Source organism: Clostridium senegalense JC122 (assembly GCF_000285575.1).
GTDB classification, from domain to species: Bacteria; Bacillota; Clostridia; order Clostridiales; family Clostridiaceae; genus Clostridium_J; species Clostridium_J senegalense.
On sequence record NZ_HE611051.1, the window covers coordinates 98,360 to 120,461 of the forward strand.

General features: G+C 27.1%; 16 protein-coding genes, 4 tRNA genes and 1 pseudogene. 2 read left to right on the forward strand and 19 right to left on the reverse strand.

Translation table 11 applies throughout. From position 1 onward, the window contains the following. Nucleotides 1-81: 81 nt before the first annotated feature. The 7 genes from CSGHG_RS08695 to CSGHG_RS08725 all read right to left on the reverse strand — a co-directional run bounded on the left by CSGHG_RS08695 (nucleotide 82) and on the right by CSGHG_RS08725 (nucleotide 3,018). Nucleotides 82-157: transfer RNA gene (locus CSGHG_RS08695), tRNA-His, on the reverse strand. 5 nt (nucleotides 158-162) lie between these two features. Then, nucleotides 163-239 (reverse strand) — tRNA-Arg (locus CSGHG_RS08700). 5 nt (nucleotides 240-244) lie between these two features. Then, nucleotides 245-318, reverse strand: a tRNA-Gly gene (locus CSGHG_RS08705). A 13-nt stretch (nucleotides 319-331) separates the two neighbouring features. Further along, nucleotides 332-407: transfer RNA gene (locus CSGHG_RS08710), tRNA-Pro, on the reverse strand. A 354-nt stretch (nucleotides 408-761) separates the two neighbouring features. Next, nucleotides 762-1,232, reverse strand: coding sequence for a metallophosphoesterase (locus tag CSGHG_RS08715; protein ID WP_010294234.1), 471 nt, complete (start codon nucleotides 1,230-1,232; stop codon nucleotides 762-764). 129 nt (nucleotides 1,233-1,361) lie between these two features. After that, complete coding sequence (gene rdgB / locus CSGHG_RS08720; RefSeq protein ID WP_010294236.1) at nucleotides 1,362-1,961, reverse strand: RdgB/HAM1 family non-canonical purine NTP pyrophosphatase; 600 nt, start codon at nucleotides 1,959-1,961, stop codon at nucleotides 1,362-1,364. A gap of 79 nt (nucleotides 1,962-2,040) precedes the next feature. Further along, nucleotides 2,041-3,018: an AIR synthase family protein gene (locus tag CSGHG_RS08725; RefSeq protein WP_010294238.1), complete on the reverse strand. Its 978-nt coding sequence runs from the start codon at nucleotides 3,016-3,018 to the stop codon at nucleotides 2,041-2,043. Between the two features lie 383 nt (nucleotides 3,019-3,401). Between CSGHG_RS08725 and CSGHG_RS21855 the strand changes: the two genes are divergently transcribed. Together CSGHG_RS21855 and CSGHG_RS20285 are read left to right on the forward strand one after the other, a co-directional pair. Beyond that, nucleotides 3,402-3,689: a hypothetical protein gene (locus CSGHG_RS21855; protein WP_052314788.1), complete on the forward strand. Its 288-nt coding sequence runs from the start codon at nucleotides 3,402-3,404 to the stop codon at nucleotides 3,687-3,689. Between the two features lie 20 nt (nucleotides 3,690-3,709). Then, nucleotides 3,710-4,798 (forward strand): hypothetical protein, encoded by a 1,089-nt coding sequence (locus CSGHG_RS20285; protein ID WP_052314789.1) that lies wholly within the window; start codon nucleotides 3,710-3,712, stop codon nucleotides 4,796-4,798. Between the two features lie 28 nt (nucleotides 4,799-4,826). On the opposite strand, the pseudogene CSGHG_RS25065 reads toward CSGHG_RS20285, so the two are convergent. From CSGHG_RS25065 to rpoN, 12 genes and pseudogenes are all read right to left on the reverse strand, one after another. Beyond that, nucleotides 4,827-6,430 (reverse strand): annotated as a pseudogene (locus CSGHG_RS25065) (ABC transporter substrate-binding protein). Nucleotides 6,431-6,718: 288 nt separating this feature from the next. Then, nucleotides 6,719-8,689, reverse strand: a complete 1,971-nt coding sequence (gene ligA, locus CSGHG_RS08745; RefSeq protein WP_412766364.1) for an NAD-dependent DNA ligase LigA — start codon at nucleotides 8,687-8,689, stop codon at nucleotides 6,719-6,721. A 484-nt stretch (nucleotides 8,690-9,173) separates the two neighbouring features. Next, nucleotides 9,174-11,414, reverse strand: a complete 2,241-nt coding sequence (pcrA, locus tag CSGHG_RS08750) for a DNA helicase PcrA (RefSeq protein WP_010294241.1) — start codon at nucleotides 11,412-11,414, stop codon at nucleotides 9,174-9,176. Between the two features lie 374 nt (nucleotides 11,415-11,788). After that, the gene (locus tag CSGHG_RS08755; protein WP_010294242.1) at nucleotides 11,789-12,094 is read right to left on the reverse strand and encodes a YerC/YecD family TrpR-related protein; all 306 of its coding nucleotides are present in this window, start codon (nucleotides 12,092-12,094) and stop codon (nucleotides 11,789-11,791) included. A 251-nt stretch (nucleotides 12,095-12,345) separates the two neighbouring features. Beyond that, complete coding sequence (gene secG, locus CSGHG_RS08760; protein ID WP_010294243.1) at nucleotides 12,346-12,573, reverse strand: preprotein translocase subunit SecG; 228 nt, start codon at nucleotides 12,571-12,573, stop codon at nucleotides 12,346-12,348. A 209-nt stretch (nucleotides 12,574-12,782) separates the two neighbouring features. Then, complete coding sequence (gene eno, locus CSGHG_RS08765) at nucleotides 12,783-14,078, reverse strand: phosphopyruvate hydratase (RefSeq protein ID WP_010294244.1); 1,296 nt, start codon at nucleotides 14,076-14,078, stop codon at nucleotides 12,783-12,785. Nucleotides 14,079-14,142: 64 nt separating this feature from the next. Continuing rightward, entirely contained in the window at nucleotides 14,143-15,678 is a 1,536-nt protein-coding gene (gene gpmI, locus CSGHG_RS08770; RefSeq protein ID WP_010294247.1) for a 2,3-bisphosphoglycerate-independent phosphoglycerate mutase, read from the reverse strand. A 21-nt stretch (nucleotides 15,679-15,699) separates the two neighbouring features. Then, nucleotides 15,700-16,446, reverse strand: coding sequence for a triose-phosphate isomerase (gene tpiA / locus CSGHG_RS08775; protein WP_010294249.1), 747 nt, complete (start codon nucleotides 16,444-16,446; stop codon nucleotides 15,700-15,702). Between the two features lie 60 nt (nucleotides 16,447-16,506). Then, complete coding sequence (locus tag CSGHG_RS08780; RefSeq protein ID WP_010294250.1) at nucleotides 16,507-17,706, reverse strand: phosphoglycerate kinase; 1,200 nt, start codon at nucleotides 17,704-17,706, stop codon at nucleotides 16,507-16,509. A 334-nt stretch (nucleotides 17,707-18,040) separates the two neighbouring features. Next, on the reverse strand, nucleotides 18,041-19,048 hold the full coding sequence (gene gap, locus CSGHG_RS08785; RefSeq protein ID WP_010294251.1) for a type I glyceraldehyde-3-phosphate dehydrogenase: 1,008 nt from the start codon (nucleotides 19,046-19,048) through the stop codon (nucleotides 18,041-18,043). A 44-nt stretch (nucleotides 19,049-19,092) separates the two neighbouring features. After that, on the reverse strand, nucleotides 19,093-20,124 hold the full coding sequence (locus CSGHG_RS08790; protein ID WP_010294252.1) for a sugar-binding transcriptional regulator: 1,032 nt from the start codon (nucleotides 20,122-20,124) through the stop codon (nucleotides 19,093-19,095). A 126-nt stretch (nucleotides 20,125-20,250) separates the two neighbouring features. Next, entirely contained in the window at nucleotides 20,251-21,606 is a 1,356-nt protein-coding gene (gene rpoN / locus CSGHG_RS08795) for an RNA polymerase factor sigma-54 (protein WP_010294254.1), read from the reverse strand. Nucleotides 21,607-22,102 lie beyond the last annotated feature (496 nt).

Here is a 22,102-nt window from a genome sequence, read left to right on the forward strand (position 1 = left end):
CGATATCCCAACATTGTTTTGACAGTTATTTATTATAATATGTTAATTATAACCTGTCAACACTTTTTTAAAACTTTTTAATGGGGTGGCCGATGGGACTCGAACCCACGACACCCAGAGCCACAACCTGGTGCTCTACCAACTGAACTACGGCCACCATAATGGTGCGTTTTAAGGGATTCGAACCCCTGGCCCACGCCTTAGAAGGGCGTTGCTCTATCCAGCTGAGCTAAAAACGCATACTTGGAGCGGGTGAAGGGAATCGAACCCTCGTAACTAGCTTGGAAGGCTAGCACTCTACCATTGAGTTACACCCGCAAGTTTTAAAAAGTGGTCGGGGTGACAGGGATTGAACCTGCGACCTCATGGTCCCAAACCACGCGCGCTCCCATCTGCGCCACACCCCGATAAGCTTACTTGCTTATCGCTAAGAACTTGTTTTATCTCCTAACGACAATAGTTATTCTACATTATCTTGCAAAATAAGTCAACACTTTTTGTTGAAAAAGTTTATTTTTTTTGCAGAAATATTACCAACTATTGAAATCACTACCTTACAAGCCATAAAAAATCATATGTTTTATGACTTTTTTACAGTATTGTAATATGTATTTTTTACTTTTTATCCATACTATTATTTCTTTTAAATAACAATATTTTTATTCTCTATTAATTATTTATCACCTTAAAAAATATTTTAAATATTACACTTAATATTTTTTAAATATTAATATAATTCCCCTTTTATCATATATTTATACTTAAATACTTATAATTTCACACTCTATACTATTTTCATTAATATCCATTATAGCTATAGATGGATTTCTATCCCTAGGTTCACCTACACTACCTGGGTTTATAAATAATATCCCACCATCTTTTTCTATAGATGATATATGACTGTGTCCATATAAAACAATATCAGCACCGATTTCCATTGCCCTATACTTTAAATTAAAAGTATTTAATTTAACTCTATAACAATCACCATGAGTTAAAAATATTGTATGGCCTTTTATTGTGTATATAGCTTCTTTTGATAATTTCTTCATTGTATCACAGTTACCACAAACCCCTATTATTTTTCCTTTATAAATTCCTTTTATATAATCAATATCCTCATAATTATCACCTAAATGGAAAACAAGATCACACTTTTTAATTTTTTCTGTTGCTTTATCCATATTTTCTTTATTTCTATGAGTATCACTAATAATCCCAACTAACATTTTCTATACTACCCTTTCTCTAATAAAAACTTATTGCAAAAATATATCTCACCAATAAAAATTTATTAGTGAGATATATTTATTTTAAATACCAAATTTTAACTTATATTTCTTCAAAGCACTATTTTTTTATATTTTGTTTAATTCTTTCTTTAATTGTTCTAAAGCTCTTCCTCTATGACTCATTGCATTTTTAACATCACTAGACACTTCTCCAAAGGTTTTTTCTAATTCTTCAACATAAAACAATGGATCGTATCCAAATGCACCTTCTATTTCTCTATATTCTTCAGTTATCTTACCATCAACTTTGCCTTCTACTTTTACTACAGTATTGTCATTAACGATTAATACCATAGCACAAAGAAATGCAGCATCCCTTTTCTCAAAAGGAACACCTTGTAATTCTCTTATAAGTTTTTTATTATTTTCTATACTATTTCCATGTTCTCCACTATATCTAGCTGAGTATATTCCTGGAGCGCCATTTAAAGCATCTACTGCTAATCCAGAATCATCTGCTAAAACCATATTTTTTCCTTTACATAAGTCATATATAGCTTTAGCTTTTATGTATGAATTTTCCATAAAAGTTTTCCCATTTTCTTCAATATCTATTTCTATCCCTGCTTCTTTTAGACCTATTATTTCATACGAAAAATCTTTCAACATTTCCTTTATTTCTTCTATTTTATGATTATTATTACTTGCCACTATTATTTTTTTCATGTCATTCTCCTTTTATATTGTTAACTTTTTATTTATATATTTATCATTAATATACACTTTTATCTTTTTTAACTATATTTTAATTAATATTAAAAAGTTCATCTCTTTTTGGAGGTCTAACTTCTATCTTACAATTATTCTCTATTAGTACTCCTTTAGCCTCTGTTATTTTTCCTATTACAGCACCCTCTATATTTTCATCTTTTAGTTTTCTAACAAGTTCTTCTCCGTTTTTTGTAATTATAACCATACTTCCAGAGGATATAAATCTTAAGGTATCTATTTTAAATTCATTACATAATTTCATTGTTATTTCACTTACAGGTATTTTTTCTTTATATATTTCGAATCCTAAATTGCTGCCTTCTGCCATTTCCCAAAGTGCACCTAATAGTCCACCTTCTGTAATGTCATGCATTGCATTAACCTTATAATTACCTGCTATTATTCCTTCTTTTACAACACTTATATCATTTACATATTCTCTTGCAAGCTTAATTTCTTCATCTGTAAGTACTTTTCTACAACGCTGTTCATAATCATTAACTAGTATACTAGTTCCCTCTATACACAATCTTTTTGTAACTACAATATCATCACCTATTTTAGCACCCCTTGTTGATATGGCAGATAAAGCTTTTCCTTTTCCTAAAGCGGTGCAAGAAACCACTATCTTATTTACAGCTTCTGTTACTTCTGTATGTCCACCTAAAATTTCTACATTTAATTTCTTAGTCTCTTCATCTATTTCCATCATAATTTTTTTTATATCTTCTAATGTAGCCGTAGGTGGTACCAATATTGTTACAAGTATGCCTACTGGTTCTACTCCACAAGATGCTATATCATTACAATTTATATTAACTGCTATTTTACCTATATTTTCATCTGCACCTGTTACCGGATCTGTTGAAACCACACATTCATAATCGCCATAATTTATAACGGCACAATCTTCTCCTATACCATTACTTATTCTAACGTCTTTTCTTTTAACACTTTTATTATTATCTATAATTTCTTTTAAATCATCCCAATTAAGCTTTCCAACCTTCATAAGTACATCTCCTTTTTTTCCACTAATCCCATTACACTTTTATAGAGTTCCAAGTTGACTTTTAAAATTATCCATTCCAAAACTTGGATACCTAAAATAGTGAGACATGCTCCGAATCACTTAAAATTCAACACTGTATCTTGTGTGAAAATATTTTAAAGTTATTGAATAAATTTAAATTGGAGCTTGTTTCCCTATAGTTATAATTGGTTCATAATCCTCTTTATAAAAACATATTATATATTAAAACCGATTTATTATTATGTATTAAAATTTAATTTACAATAAAATTATTAATTAAATAACATTTATTTCAGATTTAAGCACATTTTCCAATTTACAATCATATTATTAAATATAATCAATATTATGGTGGTGTTACGTTGAGATATATAGGTCCTTTTCTAAGAATTAATATACTAGATAATGAAAACATAAAAAGTCAACTTTTTCATTTATCAAAACACTCTATTTTTAACATAGTATTTAGTTCAGGCTGTGGAATTATTTCACCTAATTTAAGGTCTAAAAATAAAATCTTACCCACAACTGATGATATCATAAACGATGCAAATTCTCCACTACTTAGCCTTTATAGAAAGGCTAATGGAAAACTTTTAACTACAGATTCTCAGCTTAAATGGAATGAAAAAAAATTTAAAAAGAAATAAATATTGCTTCTAATGCTCTTATGACTTTATCTATATTAGAACTTGCAGATTATTATAATGAATTTTTGGATATAGATGAAAATAAGTATGCTTTGAAAAATCAATATCTAGATTTAGCATCTGAACAATTAGAATTCTACGCTTTATATTGCAGAAATAATGAAGGAGTTTTTGTAGATAAAGTTGATACAACTGAAGCTATTGCTGGACAATATAATCTTTATGATAAAAATACTAAATTTAAATTTTCAACTCAAGCACTTTTTATGTCAGCATACTATAAATTTTCAACATATGATAAATTTAATTACAATAATCAATATAAAAATTTTTCTTTAGACATATTAAATATGTTTTTAGATTTTAAAGAAGAGGTATATAACATACCTCAAGATGAATTAATAAAAGTTTGTTTTGCTTTTATTACTTTTTATAAGTATTCACATATAGACGAAGCTAAATATTTACTTCTAGATTTTGCTGATTTGATGCTTGAAAATTTAAAATATATTCCACCAACTGCTTTAAAAGATAATTTAGATACAACTGCTCTTTTATATATAAATTGTATGTTTATTTATAAAGAAACTAAAATCAAAAAATTTAAACAGGCTAGTGAAAAAGCATATTCTGTCTTAGAAAGTTTATACGATTCTAATAAAGGCTTATTTCTAAAGGACATTGAAGAAAAGGAAAATAAAATTTATTGTGATGAAATTATTTTATATCTTTATGCAATGATGCTGCATAATGATATGAAAAAATCTGATGGAGAGGAAAGTGACAATTCTAAGGTAAATAATGTTTATAGAAACCAAGTTATTGGATGGGACTTAGTATTAAGTTGGCCTGATTGTCCTAGTTTAGATGATATTGAGAGATATAAAAATTTTTCTTCTAACTCCGAAGATTTATTACAGGAAGAGTATTTTAGAATGTCTTCACTCCAATCAGCTGAAACAAACGGTTTGGCACCAATTTTTTCGAAATGTGTAACTTATAATATACGAAAAAATTCATTAAAATCTAATAAGTTAACTTTTGATGCCTATAAAAACATGTTGATTTTTTATGTTATATTATTTAGTAAAAGAGTAGAAAGATCCTGATGTTTAGGATCTTTCTACTCTTTTAAATTTATTTTTTTAAATTACAAAGGACTATATTACCGTGTTTATTAATATAAATATTTTCTATATTGTTTTTTTTGCATAACACAGTATTTAAATTGTATATTGGTATAATAGGTAATTCTTCTCTTAGAAGATTTTCACATTGATCATATATTTCAATTTTATCTTTATTGTGTTTTTCTCCTAATAATTGCTGTACCGATTTATCATATTTTTCATTTGCAAACCCATAAAACTTTTTATATTTTTCACTTGACAAATTCAAAAAATATTTATCTTTATCTCTATTGTTATCTAGTGCTAATATCATATGAAACTTATTATTTTGAGTTAGTTCTTCATCATTATTATAAGCTTTTAATTTTATATTAATATCTAAATCATCTTTAATGTCTTTTGATAAATCTTCTGCTATTCTTTTTTCTATAGGATTATTCTTATATAAAAAAGTAATAACTTCATCATTATATTTACTATTTTTTAAATATCTTAATGCAAGATTATTATTTCCATAAGAAGAAAACTTACCACATTGATCAACTCCATAACAAGATGCAACATTTCCAAATTCCTTACATATTTGTTGGATAAAAAATTCTTTTGACATACTTTCATTTATTGCTTTTCTAAAATTTAAATCTGTAGTTATTAAATCCTTATTTAAATTAAAGTTTATATATACAGAAGAATCTCCATCAAATCCTTGTAAAAAGTTTTTTTCTTCAAGTCTTGATAATTCATTTATAGGTGGATCAATCATTATGTCTAATTTACTTTCCTCTTCCTCAAAATAAGCTAATGCTTTTTCTTTATCATTAATAAAAGAAATAATAATTTTTCATTTGTAACTAAATTATTTTTATAATAATTTTTATTTTTTGATATTACAATTTCATTATCATGTGTTATATCTTGTATTATAAATGGTCCTGTAAATAATGTATCTTTTGTTATGGTATTTTCATTTTTTAATGCAGTATACTTTCTAAGAGACATAACCGGTTTTGATAACATATATATAAAATTTTCACAAGGATTATTCAATCTTATAGCTAGTGTCTTTTCATCTATTGCCTTTATAGCTACATTAGAGAAATCTTCTGTATCATTTATAAATTGTTTTACTCCAAATATACAATTTAAATCTTCTCTATATATATTTTTTTCATCACATAAGAATTCCTCAAAAAACTGAACAAAATCATTTGCAGTTATCTTTTCACCGTTACTATACCTTATGTTTTCTCTTAAATTAAAAGTATATTGTATTCCATCCTCACTTACATTATATTCTTTACATAAAGCTGGTACTATTTCACCCTTATCATTTAAAGATACAAGTCCTTCAAATAAAGATACAATTAAATCTTTTTCTCGTACATTTTTATTATCAGTCATAATAAGATTTTTAGGTCTTTGTTCCATATTGTATATTACATATTTATTTTTTTGATTAGACTTACTATTTTCATCATTACCCTCTATTGAAAAAGAAAATAACAAAATTAATATTGTTAATGTTAATAAAATTATCTTTTTCACATTTTTTCCTCCCTTATTATAACTATGTATCTTTTTTAACAGTTCCATATTATCTATTGCTAACATTCATATTAATAAGCTAATTTTCAAATCGTATATACAATAAATTCTTTCCATTTTTATAATTATTTAAACAACATAATATTTTTGTTATAAACAGTTCAACTAATTTATCTAACATATTTTTTAATGACAACTATACTTTTAATTTAGTCATAATTTCTAATTATTATTATAAACACTGTAAATAATAATTCTTTGTCAAATACAATATCTATATAATAATTTACTAATTTAATATAAAAAATGATTTCTGCAAAATACAGAAATCATTTAAATAATTATTTTAATTCTTTATATCATTGATTTAAATTCTTCTTCACTTAAAATTTTTATCCCTAACTCTTGTGCTTTAGTAAATTTTGATCCCGGTTCCTTTCCGACTAAAACATAATCTGTTTTTTTGCTTACAGAACTAGAAACTTTCGCTCCTAAAGATTCTAACTTATCCTTTATTTCACTTCTAGAATAATGTTCTAAAGATCCAGTTACTACTACAGTCTTTCCTTCAAAAACATTTTCAGTTATAGAAACTTCTTGATAATTAGGTTTTACTCCTAAATTTAATAATTCTTCTACATTCTTCTTTACTTCATTTGAATTAAAAAAGTCTATTATACTTTTTGCAACTATATCTCCTATCTCAGGTATAGCTACTAAAGATTCAAATGTTGCATTTACCAAATTATCTATATTTTTATATTCTTTTGCTAAATCTTTAGCAGTTTTCTTACCTACATTTGGAATACCAAGAGCATATATAAATGATGGTAAATCACAAACTTTGCTTTTTTCTATTGCATTTATAAGATTTTGAGATTTTTTTTCACCAAACTTTTCTAAAGTTAAAAGTTGTTCTTTTTCTATTTTATATAAGTATGGTATAGATTTTATATTTAACTTTTCAAAAAGAGCTTCTGCAGTTTTTTCACTAAACCCTTCAATATTCATAGCTTCTCTACTTGCATAGTGAACTATGCTTTTAACCATTTGAGGTTTACATGAAAGAGTGTTATCACAAAAATAATGAACTCCATCCTGTACTAATTTGCTACCACAACTCGGACAAACTGTTGGTACTTCTATAGGTCTTGAATTTTCTAAGGATTGTTCTACTACACCCATAATTTCTGGTATAACATCATTTGATCTACGAACAAAAACTTCACAACCAATTCTTACACCTTTTCTATTTATATCATCAATATTATTCAAAGTTGCTCTTTTCACAGTTACGCCACCAAGTTCTACTGGTTGTAAAATAGCAGTTGGTGTAACTCTTCCACTTCTACCAATATTCCATTCAACATCTAATAATACTGTTGATGTTTCCTCCGCTTCAAATTTATATGCAATAGCCCATTTAGGAAATTTAACTGTATACCCTAATAGCTCTCTTGTTTTCATATCATTTATAGCTATAACTGCACCATCTATATCATAATTTAATTCGCTTCTTATTTTTTCTACATACTTTATTTCGTCTTCAATTTCTTCTATACTTTTACATACTTTAAAATATGTATCAACCGGAAAACCTTTTTCTATAAGAAATTGTAGCATTTCTATATATGTTTCAAAATTTTCACCTTCATTATATCCTATATCATAAAAAAATGCTGATAAGTTTCTTCTAGCAGTTTCCTTCACATTTAAATTTCTTAATGCACCTGCCGCTCCATTTCTTAAATTCTTTAATGGTATTTCTGATGTAGCATTATATTTTTCAAATGCTTCTTTTGTCATTATAGCCTCTCCATGTACTTCCATGATTGAATTATAACCTATTTTTAATGGAACAGACTTTATAGTTTTAACCTGACTTGTTATATCCTCCCCAATTTCACCGGTTCCTCTTGATGCTGCAACTTTTAAAATTCCATCTTCATCATATGTAAGGTTTATTGAAAGACCATCAAATTTTTTTGTTACTACATAACTTAATTCTGGAAGTTTTTCATCATGATTTAAATTGTATTCTTTAATAGCTTTTAAATTTCTATTATGAAAATCTTTTATCTCTTGTATCGTTTGTGCTTTATCTAAGCTCCACAATCTAGCTTTATGAGTATATTTTTTAAATTCTGGAAGTATAATATCTCCAACTCTTTGAGTTGGTGAATAAGGCATTATATAACCTAATTCCTTTTCTAATTTTACTAATTCATCATATAATTTATCATATTCTTTATCAGACACAGATGGATTATCTAAAACATAATAGTTATAAGCATATTTATTTAACAATTCAACAAGTTCTAACATTCTTTCTTTTTTCTCCAAGTTAATCGCTCCTTTAAGCACACATATTTTCAAATTTACATTTACCTATATATAGGGTTACAAGTTAAGTTTTTAAGTTATTCATTTAGCAAATGAGAAAACTCAAATTAATATTTTATCAATAACTAACAGATTATTTTAGTTAAAAGTGAATAGTTAACAGTATAATTCTTAACTAACTACATTTGTACTTATTTTTCTCAAATGATAACAAAAATTTTATGAATAAATTTAAATGGGAGCTTATTTCCCTATAACCATGCACAATTAAAAGTTAACAATAAAATTTAAAACAGTAAGTTTTTCAACCAAAATTGCTCATCATTGCAATTAGGTGTATAAAACAATAAATCCCATCTATAATATATTAGGTATATTATGTAATTAAATAAGTTTTATTTTACCCCTAAGTCAACGTGAGCAATTTTAAAATCTATATAAAATATTTTTTTCTAAATTATCTAGTCTATAAAAGCTCTATAGGTGCTTTAGATATCATAAGTTTTTTTATACCCTGATTATCAAAAGCTATTGTAGCTAATATATCTTCACCATTCCCAGAAACTGCTATGACTGTACCTAGTCCAAAAACTTTATGTTTTATTTTTCTTCCTTGAGAAATTTCACTTATATTTACAATTTTTTCGTTTTCTTTTGAAAAACTAGCTGTTGATGAGCTCTTAAACATAGATTTTTGATTATTTCTCAAAGAATGAGGATTATTATACATTCCATTTCTTGCTTGACTCTTAAATGTATTAACACCTCTTGCCTTAGCCCCTCCAACTATTTCTTTTAAATTTTGAGGAATCTCCGCTACAAAATCTGAAACTTCATAGCTTACTGTTCTACCAAAAACCATACGACTTTCAGCCGAACTTACATAAAGCTTTTCTTTTGCACGGGTTATTGCTACATAACATAATCTTCTAGATTCCTCCATCTCGTGGAAACTGTTTAATGATGACATTCCTGGAAATATCCCATTTTCCATACCAACTAAAAATACTACAGGAAATTCTAAGCCCTTAGCACTGTGTACAGTCATCATAACAGTAGTTTCTTCTTTCTCCTCTAAATTATCTATATCAGATACAAGTGTTACTTTTTCTAAAAATGCAGATAAAGATTTATCCTCATTAGTTTTTTCAAAATCAACAGCATCAGAAACTAATTCCTTTAAGTTCTCAATTCTTGTTTCATCCTCTGGAGCTTTTGATTTTTTCAGCATATCCATATAACCTGTTTCTTCTATAACTGATAATATTATCTTTGATATTGACATGTCATCTGTTCTTGCCATCAATGAATTCACGATACCTGTAAATCTATTTATAGAATTTATTGCTTTTGTTGTAAGTCCTGGTATCATGTCTACATCTAACAAAGTATTATACAAACAATCTTCTGCCATATTGGCAACTTCTTGAACCTTTGCTACTGTAGCATCACCTATGCTTCTTTTAGGTTCATTTATAATTCTTCTTAAGCTTACATCATCTAATGGATTATTTATAAGTTTTAAATATGCCATTATATCTTTAATTTCTTTTCTGTCATAGAATTTTAACCCACCAACAATTTTATATGGTATATCTTGCTTTCTAAAAGCTTCCTCCAAAATACGTGATTGAGAGTTCATTCTATATAAAACAGCGAAATCTTTATATGTTTTATTTTCTTCTCTCATTAATCTTTTGATTTCACTAGCTACAAAATTTCCTTCATCTATATCACTAAAGGCCCTATATAACTTTATTTTTTCCCCTGGCTCACTTTCAGTTCTTAGTACTTTATCTTTTCTTTGTGCATTATTTTTTATTACCATATTAGCAGCAGTTAATATATTTCCTTTAGAACGATAATTTTGTTCTAGTTTTACTATTTTAGTCTTAGGATAGTCTTTTTCGAAATCTAATATGTTTCTAATATCTGCACCTCTCCATTGGTATATACATTGATCATCATCACCAACTACACAGATATTTTCTTCTACTCCAACTAATAATTTTACTAATTCATATTGAGCTCTATTTGTGTCTTGATACTCATCTACCATTATGTATCTAAATTTTCTTTGGTAAAATTCCCTTACTTCTTGATTTTCTTTTAAAAGTTTTACAGTTATAAATATTAAATCGTCAAAATCTAATGCATTGTTAGCTTTAAGTTTCTTTTGATATAAAAGATAAGCATCTGCTATCTTGTTTTTTCTAAAATCATTTTGATTTTCACTTTTAAACTTATCTGCAGTTATTAAGTCATTTTTTGCATTAGAAATCTTACCTAATATTTCTCCATCAGTTATATCCTTATCATTTATATTTAGCTCCTTGATACACTGCTTAACTAATGTTTTAGAATCATAACTATCATAAATAGTAAAGTTCTTATTATATCCTAGCTTATCTATTTCTCTTCTTAAAATTCTTACGCAACTAGAGTGAAATGTTGATATCCACATACTTTCAGCTACATCTCCAACTAATTTAGCAATTCTTTCTTTCATTTCACCTGCAGCTTTATTTGTAAATGTTATAGCTAATATTTGTGAAGGATATATATTTAAATCTTCTATCATATGTGCAATTCTATAAGTTAAAACCCTTGTTTTTCCTGAACCAGCCCCTGCTAATATTAAAACTGGACCATCAACAGTAGATGCTGCCTCATATTGTTCTTTATTAAGTAAACTTTTCAAATCCATTTTATCACTCCTAATCTAACGTTCTTCTAAGTTTATTTATAAATTTATTAAACTTTTGTTATTGCATATACTATTGTTTAAATAATTTGCTAATTTAATACTTTTTAAACAAATAAACTTAATTATATATTCTAAGCTTTAATCTACAATCTTTATTAATTAAAAATAAATAATAAATTAATTGTTACATTCAATCCTGTAATTTCCATATAATAATGTCCTATTATTATACCACAGATTAATAATATATAAGAAAATTTAATAATCCTATTGTTATTTTACCTTCAATTCATAATTATATTAAAAATAAAATACTTTATTTGAATTCAGCTATATTTATTACCAAATTCAAATAAAGTATTTTTATTTATATCTTATCTATTCTTCCAATTTACTCTATCAAATACAACTTTATAACCTTGATTTCCATAATTTAAAGATCTATTTACTCTACTTATTGTAGCAGTGCTAGCCCCTGTTGTGCTTGCTATATCCAAATATGTTCTTCGTTCCATTAACATCCTAGCAACTTGTAATCTTTGCTGTATTGCTTTTATTTCATAAACAGTACAAACATCTTCAAAAAATCTATAATATTCCTCTTTTGTTTTTAAAGATTGTATGCATTCTATTAAAAAATCCATATCCTTATTTTCTAATCTTGATTTGTATTCCCCCATAAGTATCCCCCTTAGTTCATTAACGTCAGTATCTTAAATGAGTTTTTAAATGTCAAAAGTGTAAATTTAAAATCTTAAAACTTTTCTCAAAATTTGCTCTATTTGAATAAATTATATCATATACTACATGCTCCCGTAAAGATATTAACCTTTAAATAATTTATTGTTGTACAGTTTTAAAAGGTACTATTAGAAATTCACTGCCATATTTTTATATAAAAAAAGATTAAAGTAGACTAGCCACTTTAATCTTACAAAGCATTTATTAATATTACTGAACCTACAAATACTATTGCAAAAAATACTGTAAGTTTTATTAAAAATGATTCTTTAGTTTTTGTTTTGTTTTTAGAATAGAATGTATCTGAACTACCAGTAACTAATCCTTGCAATCCGTTACCTTTACTTGGCTGTAATAATATAACTATCATTAGCAAAACAGCTGACAATATTTGTATTACAGTTAGTGCAGTTTTCATACACACACACCTCCCTATACCATAAAGCATTAATATATTAATATTAACATATTATTATTATAGTTACAATTACGATATTTTATATAATATTTATTTTAAAATAATCTAATGTACTTAATTGCATAAAATTAAGTACATTAAAAGGATATCTCTTTATAAGTTTTCAATTGAGATATCCTTTTTAAATTATTCTAATATAGAATTAATCACTATCTTTTTATATTATAGAAAGAATTCATTCCTCTATATTCAGCCATATCTCCCAATTCCTCTTCAATTCTTAGTAATTGGTTATATTTCGCAACTCTTTCACTTCTTGCAGGCGCACCTGTTTTTATTTGTCCTGCATTCATTGCAACAACTAGATCAGCTATTGTTGTATCTTCAGTTTCTCCACTTCTATGAGATACTACTGCTGTGTATCCTTTTCTTGAAGCCATTTCTATAGCATTTATAGTTTCTGTTAATGTTCCTATTTGATTTAATTTTATAAGAATTGAGTTAGCTACTTCCTTTTCAAATCCCATAGCTAATCTTTCTGTATTTGTAACAAATAAATCGTCTCCAACTAATTGCACCTTATCACCAATTTTATCTGTTAAGTGTTTCCATCCTTCCCAATCTTCTTCAGCCATACCATCTTCAATTGAGATTATTGGGTATTTATTTGCAAGCTCTACATAGTAATCGGCCATTTCTTCTGGAGTCAATATTCTACCTTCACCTGATAAATTATATTTTCCATCTTCAAAGAATTCAGATGATGCTGGGTCTAGCGCTAAGAAAATTTCTTCTCCTGCTTTATATCCTGCTTTTTCTATTGCTTCCATTATAACTTTTATAGCTTCTTCATTTGAAGCTAGGTTTGGTGCAAATCCACCTTCATCACCAACACCTGTTCCTAATCCTTTTTCCTTTAATATTGATTTTAAAGTATGATATACTTCTGCACACATTCTTAACGCTTCACTAAATGATTTTGCACCAACTGGCATTATCATAAACTCTTGTAAATCAACGTTATTATCTGCATGTTTTCCACCATTTAATATGTTCATCATTGGAACTGGTAAAACTTTAGCATTAACTCCACCTATATATTGATATAATCCAAGACCTAATGATTCTGCTGCTGCTTTAGCACAAGCAAGAGAAACTCCAAGCATTGCATTTGCACCTAGTTTTCCTTTATTTTTAGTTCCATCAAGCTCTATCATTAATTTATCAATAGCTACTTGATCAAATACATTCATTCCTACTAATTCTTCTGCTATAATTTCATTTACATTATCTACAGCTTTTAAAACACCTTTTCCATTATAAACAGCTTTATCACCATCTCTTAATTCAACTGCCTCAAACATACCTGTTGATGCACCAGATGGAACTGCTGCTCTTCCTACTGTACCATCATCTAATGTTACTTCTACCTCTACTGTTGGAAATGCTCTTGAATCTAATATTTGTCTTGCATAAACATCAATAATTTCAACATATTGTTTCATAAATATAATCCTCCTAAAAATATCATAAAATCGATTTTTTATTAATAATTTTTTATATACTAAGTTAATGTTCTATAAGGGAATTTCCTGTCATCTCTTTTGGTTTTTCAATTCCCATAACATCTAATATTGTAGGTGCAATATCTGCTAATATTCCACCATCTTTTAATTTCATCTTATTACCTGATACACATATAAATGGAACTTCATTTGTTGTATGAGATGTCATTGGCTTTCCAGTAGAAAAATCTATCATCTGTTCTGCATTTCCATGATCTGCTGTTATAAATACAGTTCCATCTAATTCTAAAACCTTATCAACAACTTTTTTAAGACATTCATCTACAGTTTCTATTGCCTTAACTGCTGCATCTAATACACCAGTATGCCCTACCATATCTGGATTAGCATAATTTAATATTATAAGGTCATATTGTTTTGTATCTAATCTACTTAATACTTCATTTGTTACCTCTTTTGCACTCATTTCTGGTTTTAAATCATATGTTGCAACTTTAGGTGAAGGTATTAACGCCCTATCTTCATTCTTGTTAGGTTGTTCTACTCCTCCATTAAAGAAAAAAGTAACATGTGCATATTTTTCTGTTTCTGCAATTCTAAGTTGTTTTAATCCCTTATATGCTATATATTCGCCTAAAGTATTTTTATATTGCTGAGGTTTAAATGCTATGTTTACATTTTCTAAAGTATTATCATATTGAGTCATAGTAACAAAGTTTAAATTCAAAGTTTCTCTATCAAATTTGTCAAAAACTTTATCATTTATTGCTCTTGTTATCTCTCTTGCTCTATCTGGTCTAAAATTAAAGAATATTACTGAATCATTATTTTGTATTTTTCCAACAGCTTCATTTTCTCCATTTACTATAACTGTAGGAATTACAAATTCATCTGTTTTATTGTCATGATAAGATTTTTCTACTGCTTCTAATGCACTATGTGATTTTTCACCCTCACCTTTAACTATAGCATTATAAGCAAGTTGAATACGTTCCCAACGATTATCTCTATCCATGGCATAATATCTTCCACTTACCGTAGCAATCTTTCCAATATTCTCTTCTTTTAAGTATTCTTCTAATTCTTTAATATAATTACATGCTGAAGATGGAGGAACATCTCTTCCATCTAAAAAACAATGTATATAAACTTTTTCTAATTGATTTTTTTTACACAAACTTATTAGAGCCTTCAAATGATTTATATGTGAATGAACTCCACCGTCTGATAAAAGCCCCATAATATGCATTGATGAACTATTATCTTTTGCACTTTTTATACATTTTAAAAATTCATTATTTGCAAAAAATTCTCCATCGTCTATACTTTTACTTATCCTTGTTAGCTCTTGATATACAACTCTACCTGCACCTATATTTAAATGGCCCACTTCTGAATTTCCCATTTGTCCTTCCGGAAGCCCTACACTTAAACCTGAAGCTTTTACTTTTGTCATTGGATAATTGGCTTTTATGTTTTCATAATTTGGCTTTTTAGAAATTTTTACTGCATTACCATCTAAATTATCACTTAAACCAAATCCATCTAATATCATGAGCATCATTGGTTTTTTAGACATTCTATCACCCTTTGCTAAAATTTAATAGTTTACAATATCACTAAAATCTCTTGCTTTTAAACTTGCTCCACCTATTAATCCACCATCAATATGTTCTTTTGACATTTGTTCTTTTATTGTTGAAGGTTTTACTGAACCACCATATTGTATTCTTATACTATTACTTATATTATTATCATAAAGTTTTTTAACTACATTTCTTATAAATCCTATTGTATCATTAGCCTCATCAGCTGTAGCTGTTTTTCCTGTACCTATTGCCCATATTGGTTCATAGGCAATTATCATTTTTTCTACTTGTTCTTTTGATAATCCATCTAAAGCTTTAGTTACTTGATTTTCTAATATTTTTTCTGTTATGTTACCTTCTCTTTGTTCTAAACTTTCCCCTACACAAAGTATTGGTAAGATGCTATGATTAAATGCAGCTTTTAGCTTTTTATTAACAGTCTCATCACTTTCATTAAAATACTGTCTTCTTTCACTATGCCCGATAATAACATACTCCACACCTAATTCTTCAAGCATACCTGGAGATACCTCTCCTGTAAATGCTCCTTTTTCTTCAAAGTGCATGTTTTGAGCACCAACTTTTATATTGGTTCCTTTAACAGCCTCTACCACTGATGATAATGCTATAAAACTCGGACAAACCACTACATCACATTTTGCATCTTTAACTAAAGGTTTTAATTCATTTACTAACTCTAAAGCTTCCTTTATAGTGTTATGCATTTTCCAATTTCCTGCAATTATTGCTTTTCTCATAACTTTCCTCCATAAAATTAGTTATAATTTCTTTTAAATATACTATATCAAAATTATCAACTATTTGTCATTTAAAGCTACTATACCTGGAAGTGCTATTCCTTCTAAAAATTCTAAAGAAGCTCCACCTCCAGTAGATATATGTGTCATTTTCTCACCTAATTGAAACATATTTACTGCTGCTGCACTATCTCCACCACCAATTATAGTAGTTGCTTCTTTATTTTCAGCTAAAGCCTTAGCTATAGTTTTAGTTCCATTTTCAAAATTTTTAAATTCAAATACTCCCATTGGTCCATTCCACACTATAGTTTTAGACTCTAATATTGTCTTTTTATATAATTCCACAGTTTTAGGTCCTATATCAAGTCCCATATAACCTTTTTCTATATTTTTTTCCTCTGTTATTATTGCCTTTGCATCTTTAGAAAATTCATTAGCTATTACATGATCTACAGGAATTAAAAACTTAACATTTTTTTCTTCTGCTTTTTTCATCATATCTTTAGCATAATTTAATTTATCCTCTTCCACTAAGGAGTTTCCAACTTCATATCCATTAGCTTTTAAAAATGTATATGCCATACCTCCACCAATGATTAAATTATCAACTTTTTCTAATAAATTATTTATTACATTTATCTTATCAGAAACTTTAGCGCCACCTAATATAGCTGTAAATGGTCTAACAGGCTGTTCAACTGCATCACCTAAGAATTTAAGTTCTTTTTGTATTAAGTATCCACAAACTGAATCCTTAACAAAGTTAGTTACCCCTACAGTAGAGCAATGCGCTCTATGAGCAGTTCCAAAAGCATCATTTACAAATATATCACAAACTGAAGCTAACTCTTTTGAGAAAATTTCATCATTTTTAGTTTCTTCTTTTCTGAATCTAGTATTCTCTAATAAGGCAATTTCACTATCTTTTAATTGTTCAATTTCCTTTTTAACGCTTTCTGATATAACATTATCATCTTTTAAAAATTTTACATCCTTGTTTAAAAGTTCTGATAATCTATCTGCTACTGGTTTTAATGATAATTCCGGCTTTGCTTCGCCTTTTGGTTTTCCTAAATGAGAACAAAGGATAACTTTTCCACCATTCTCTATCAAATAATTTATTGTTGGCAACGCACCTAATAATCTATTTTCATCTGTTATTTTTCCTTCTGATAAAGGTACATTAAAATCACATCTTACTAATATTTTTTTACCCTTTATATTTATATCTTCTATAGTTTTCTTATTGAATATCACGTTAAAACCCCTTTCAATAAATATACTTTTCAGCACCTATCAAATACTGTTTAAATACTATATATAAATTAATTTTTTATTAAACTAATAAAAAGACTTTTTTATATAATTTTGTCTTTCCATTAATAATTTTAACACTTTTTTCGTATTTGTGATACATTATTTTTAATTTTTAGCTAAATAATGTATACTTTTTACCTTTTTCTTCTTTATAAAATAATTTCAAATTAATTTTTTAACTTTTCTGATTTTAACTGATAAAAATAAAATCTAGTTCTATTTTGCTTAAGAACTAGATTTTTATTATAAAATATGGATAATATTATAGGTCTAATTATAGTCTTTCAGCAACATATTTTGTTAAATCTGCTAATCTATTTGAATATCCCCATTCATTATCATACCATGAAACAACCTTAACCATGTTGTCTGATATTAACATAGTAGATAATCCATCAACTATTGAAGATCTTTCATCTCCTCTATAGTCAATTGATACTAATGGTTCTTCACTATATCCAAGTATTCCTTTTAACTCACCCTCAGCTGCTTTTCTAAATGCATCATTTATTTCTTCAACAGTGGCATTTTTTGATATTTCACATACTAAGTCTGTAATTGATACTGTTGGAGTAGGGACTCTTACAGCCATACCATTTAGTTTTCCTTTTAATTGAGGTAATACCAAAGATACTGCCTTTGCAGCTCCTGTTGTTGTTGGAATCATAGCTTCTGCTGCTGCTCTTGCTCTTCTTAAATCACTATGAGGAGCATCTAATATTTTTTGATCATTTGTATATGAATGAATAGTAGTCATAAGACCTTTTACTATTCCAAACTCTCTATCCAAAATCTTAGCAAATGGTGCTAAACAGTTAGTTGTACAAGATGCATTTGAAATTATATTATGATTATTTGAATCATACTCACTTTCATTCACACCTAATACTATTGTTATATCTTCATTTTTAGCTGGTGCTGAAATTAAAACCTTCTTTGCCCCTGCTTCAATATGTGCCTTTGCTTTATTCCCATCTGTAAATTTTCCACTTGCTTCTATTACAATGTCTACACCTAATACTCCCCAAGGAATATTGTGTGGATCTCTTTCTGCAAATATTTTTATAGATTTACCATTAACAACAATTTCATTTTCAGTATTTTCTACTGTGCCTTCAAATTGTCCATATAGTGAATCATATTTCAATAAATGAGCTAATGTGTCTGCATCTGTTAAATCATTGATTGCTACAACTTCTAAATCATCATTATATTTGTTAATTAATGCCTTAAAAAAATTTCTTCCTATTCTTCCAAATCCATTTATACCAACTTTAATCATAATATCTTACCTCCTAAGATAATTTGTTATAATGAAATTCTAATTTACTCTTTAATTAATATATCGTAAATTTCTCTTGCTGTAGCTTCATCAGTAACTAGTACCTCATTTTCAGTACCTCTTGCTACTGAAATTATAGCTTTTGCTTTCGCTTTACCAGCTGCTACTGCAATCATATATTCTATTGATGGAACTTGATTTTTTTGTATTCCTATAGTTTCCATTGAATGAACTATTTTTCCTTCGTAATCAAAATAATGTCCATAAGCCTCACCTACAGCATCTAAATGCTGTATTTTTTCCATTGCTGCTTTTTTCAATTCTCTTCTTTTAGACATTTCACTTGCATTACCTATACCATGAATAACTATATTAGATTTTGCAATATTATTGAAAATTTCTTTTATGCCCTCTTCATTTAAAAGGGCTTTATAAGTATTACTGCTTAAATTATCTGGTATATGAAGTATTTCATAATTACCATTTAATTTTGATGCCAGTCTTCCCGCTAGTGTATTTGAGTGACATTCTATGTCTTTTCCTATACCACCTCTTGCTGGTAATACTAATATATTTTCGAAGCCTTGGACATTAGGGAAGTTATCCACTACTTCTTTAACAGTATTTCCACCTGTTAGGGAAATTATTATATTATCTTGTAGTATCTTTTTTATATAATTAACTGTAATCTTTCCTAATTCATTTAAAACTGAACTATCTTCATCTATATCTCCAGCAACAATAATAATATCTTTTAAATTTAATTTATTTTTTATACCTTCTTCTAAAGATTTGAATTCTTTCATTTCTCTTATAAAATTTTTTAATCCTTGAAGAACTTCTTCACCTTCACTTGTTATAGTCATTCCTGGATTACTTATTTCTATAAGTTTTTGATCCTTTAAAAAATTTATTTCACTTCTTACAACTCTTTCGCTTAATTTGAGGTTAGTAGCTAAAAGTCTTCTTCCTATTGGCTGACTATAATATATGTTAGTTAAGATATTATATCTCATTTCCAGAACCTCTAGAATTTCTGGTACTAATTTTACTTGTATTTTTAGTAGTTCTTGCATAATTAGCACTCCTTTGGGACACTTTTTGTCCATAGGTGGTTTTTTGTCCCTCTTTATTCATTATTATATACTAAAAAGCTATTCTTGTGAATAGCTTTTTTTGTTAAGTTTATTTTAATTTTAAAATTATAGTCTTTTTCGTCTTGACGAACTTAATATTCCTAGCTCTTCTCTATATTTAGCTATAGTTCTTCGTGATATATTTATACCATCATCATTTAAAATTTCACATATTTTAGAATCAGAAAGTGGCTTCTTTTTATTTTCACTTTCTACTATTTCCTCGATTTTTTTCTTAATATTATAAGTTGATATATCCTCCCCATCTGTAGTCATACTATTTGTAAACAAATCCTTTATCCTTATAACTTTTCCAGTTGGTAATGCAATATACTTATCTTTTATAGCCCTACTAACAGTTGACTCATGAAACTCTAATTTGTCTGCTATAATTCTTATTGTCATAGGTTTTAAATAGGATGTTCCATATAAAAAGTATTTCTTTTGAATCTTTATTATCTGTTCTATAACAAGTTGTAATGTATTTCTTCTACTTTCTATACTCTTCATTAAAAAAATTGCTTTATTAACTTTTTCTTTTACATATTCAACAGTTTCTTGCTCATCACAATTATTAAGAACTTCTTTATAGGTATTGTTGATATTTAGTTTAGGTAATATAGAATCATTCATAATTACTAAAAATTCATCATCTATTCTCTTTATAACTGCATCTGGAATTATATAATTAGTTTCATCTCCAGTAAAAAAACCTCTGGATGGTTTAGGTTCTAGAGTTCGTATTAAATCAATATAATACTGAACTTTTTCACTGTCTATTTTCAACTCCTTAGCTATATTTAATAATTTCCCTCTAGATATGTCTTGTAGATGATTATCAATTATTATATATATTTTTTCATCTTTAATGTTTTTCCTATTTAGTTGAATTTTTAAACATTCCTTTAAATTTCTTGCTCCAATTCCTTCTGGTTCTAGACTTTGTATTATACTTAATGCTTTATTTACTTCTATTACTGAACATTTATTTCTATTTGCTGTTTCATCTATATCTTCTTCAAAATATCCTTTATGATTTAAAGATTCTATTATATATACACAAACTCTAAAAATAGTTTTGTCCATTTTAAAATCTATAAGTTGTTTCTTTAAATAATCTTTCAAAGATTCCTTTTCTATAACAAAATTTAATGGAGATATTTCTTCCTCCTTTTCCTTATAGTAATCATAATCTTTTCCTCTTTTATTATCATCTAAAAAATTTATCAACTTTTTTAAATCTATTTCTTCTAATTTATTATCATCTTTAGATTCTAAAGCTATATTTTCTTCTAACTCTTTATTTATGTATGTCATCAAATCATAGGTAGACATTTGTAAAAGTTTTATAGAAAGTTGCATTTCCATAGTCATAACTAGCTTCTGTTCCATAGAAAGCTTCAAATCAAAACCTAAATTCATTTCATCACAATCCTTATCAAATAATTTTACTTAAGTATTATATAGGGTTCTAAGTTGACTTTAAAAATTATCCATTTCAAAACTTGGATACCCCAAATAGTAAGACCTGCTTTAAATCACCTAGAATTCAATACTGCATCTTGTATGAAAATATCTTAAAGTTATTGAATAAATTTAAATTGGGGATTGTTTCCCTATAAAGATATAAACTTTAAATTAAATTTTCTGAATGTTACGTTTGTTTTTATTGGTATTATATTAGTTTTAAAATTACTTTATTAAATTAAATAAGATTAGCATCTTATTAGACTAACCTTAACTATATAAATTGAATAACTTTTTTAGTGATAATTCTTTATAATTTAAAAAATTTATTAAAATCCAATTATTCTTTATATTAATTTTTTTATTTATAAAATTATTTTTAATTTCATTATATTTATATAACAATACTAATTCAATTATATCATACTTGTTTTAATATTTCATAAATTAC

Excerpts from the sequence above, each read along its gene's own strand:
- CSGHG_RS08715 (WP_010294234.1), bottom strand. The coding sequence starts at position 1,232 with ATGTTAGTTGGGATTATTAGTGATACTCATAGAAATAAAGAAAATATG.
- gpmI (WP_010294247.1), bottom strand. The coding sequence starts at position 15,678 with ATGTCTAAAAAACCAATGATGCTCATGATATTAGATGGATTTGGTTTA.
- rpoN (WP_010294254.1), bottom strand. The coding sequence starts at position 21,606 with ATGAATTTAGGTTTTGATTTGAAGCTTTCTATGGAACAGAAGCTAGTT.
- eno (WP_010294244.1), bottom strand. The coding sequence starts at position 14,078 with ATGAAACAATATGTTGAAATTATTGATGTTTATGCAAGACAAATATTA.
- pcrA (WP_010294241.1), bottom strand. The coding sequence starts at position 11,414 with ATGGATTTGAAAAGTTTACTTAATAAAGAACAATATGAGGCAGCATCT.
- CSGHG_RS08755 (WP_010294242.1), bottom strand. The coding sequence starts at position 12,094 with ATGGGGGAATACAAATCAAGATTAGAAAATAAGGATATGGATTTTTTA.
- gap (WP_010294251.1), bottom strand. The coding sequence starts at position 19,048 with ATGATTAAAGTTGGTATAAATGGATTTGGAAGAATAGGAAGAAATTTT.
- ligA (WP_412766364.1), bottom strand. The coding sequence starts at position 8,689 with ATGTTAGAACTTGTTGAATTGTTAAATAAATATGCTTATAACTATTAT.
- CSGHG_RS08725 (WP_010294238.1), bottom strand. The coding sequence starts at position 3,018 with ATGAAGGTTGGAAAGCTTAATTGGGATGATTTAAAAGAAATTATAGAT.
- CSGHG_RS08790 (WP_010294252.1), bottom strand. The coding sequence starts at position 20,124 with ATGCAAGAACTACTAAAAATACAAGTAAAATTAGTACCAGAAATTCTA.
- rdgB (WP_010294236.1), bottom strand. The coding sequence starts at position 1,961 with ATGAAAAAAATAATAGTGGCAAGTAATAATAATCATAAAATAGAAGAA.
- secG (WP_010294243.1), bottom strand. The coding sequence starts at position 12,573 with ATGAAAACTGCACTAACTGTAATACAAATATTGTCAGCTGTTTTGCTA.
- tpiA (WP_010294249.1), bottom strand. The coding sequence starts at position 16,446 with ATGAGAAAAGCAATAATTGCAGGAAATTGGAAAATGCATAACACTATA.
- CSGHG_RS20285 (WP_052314789.1), top strand. The coding sequence starts at position 3,710 with ATGACTTTATCTATATTAGAACTTGCAGATTATTATAATGAATTTTTG.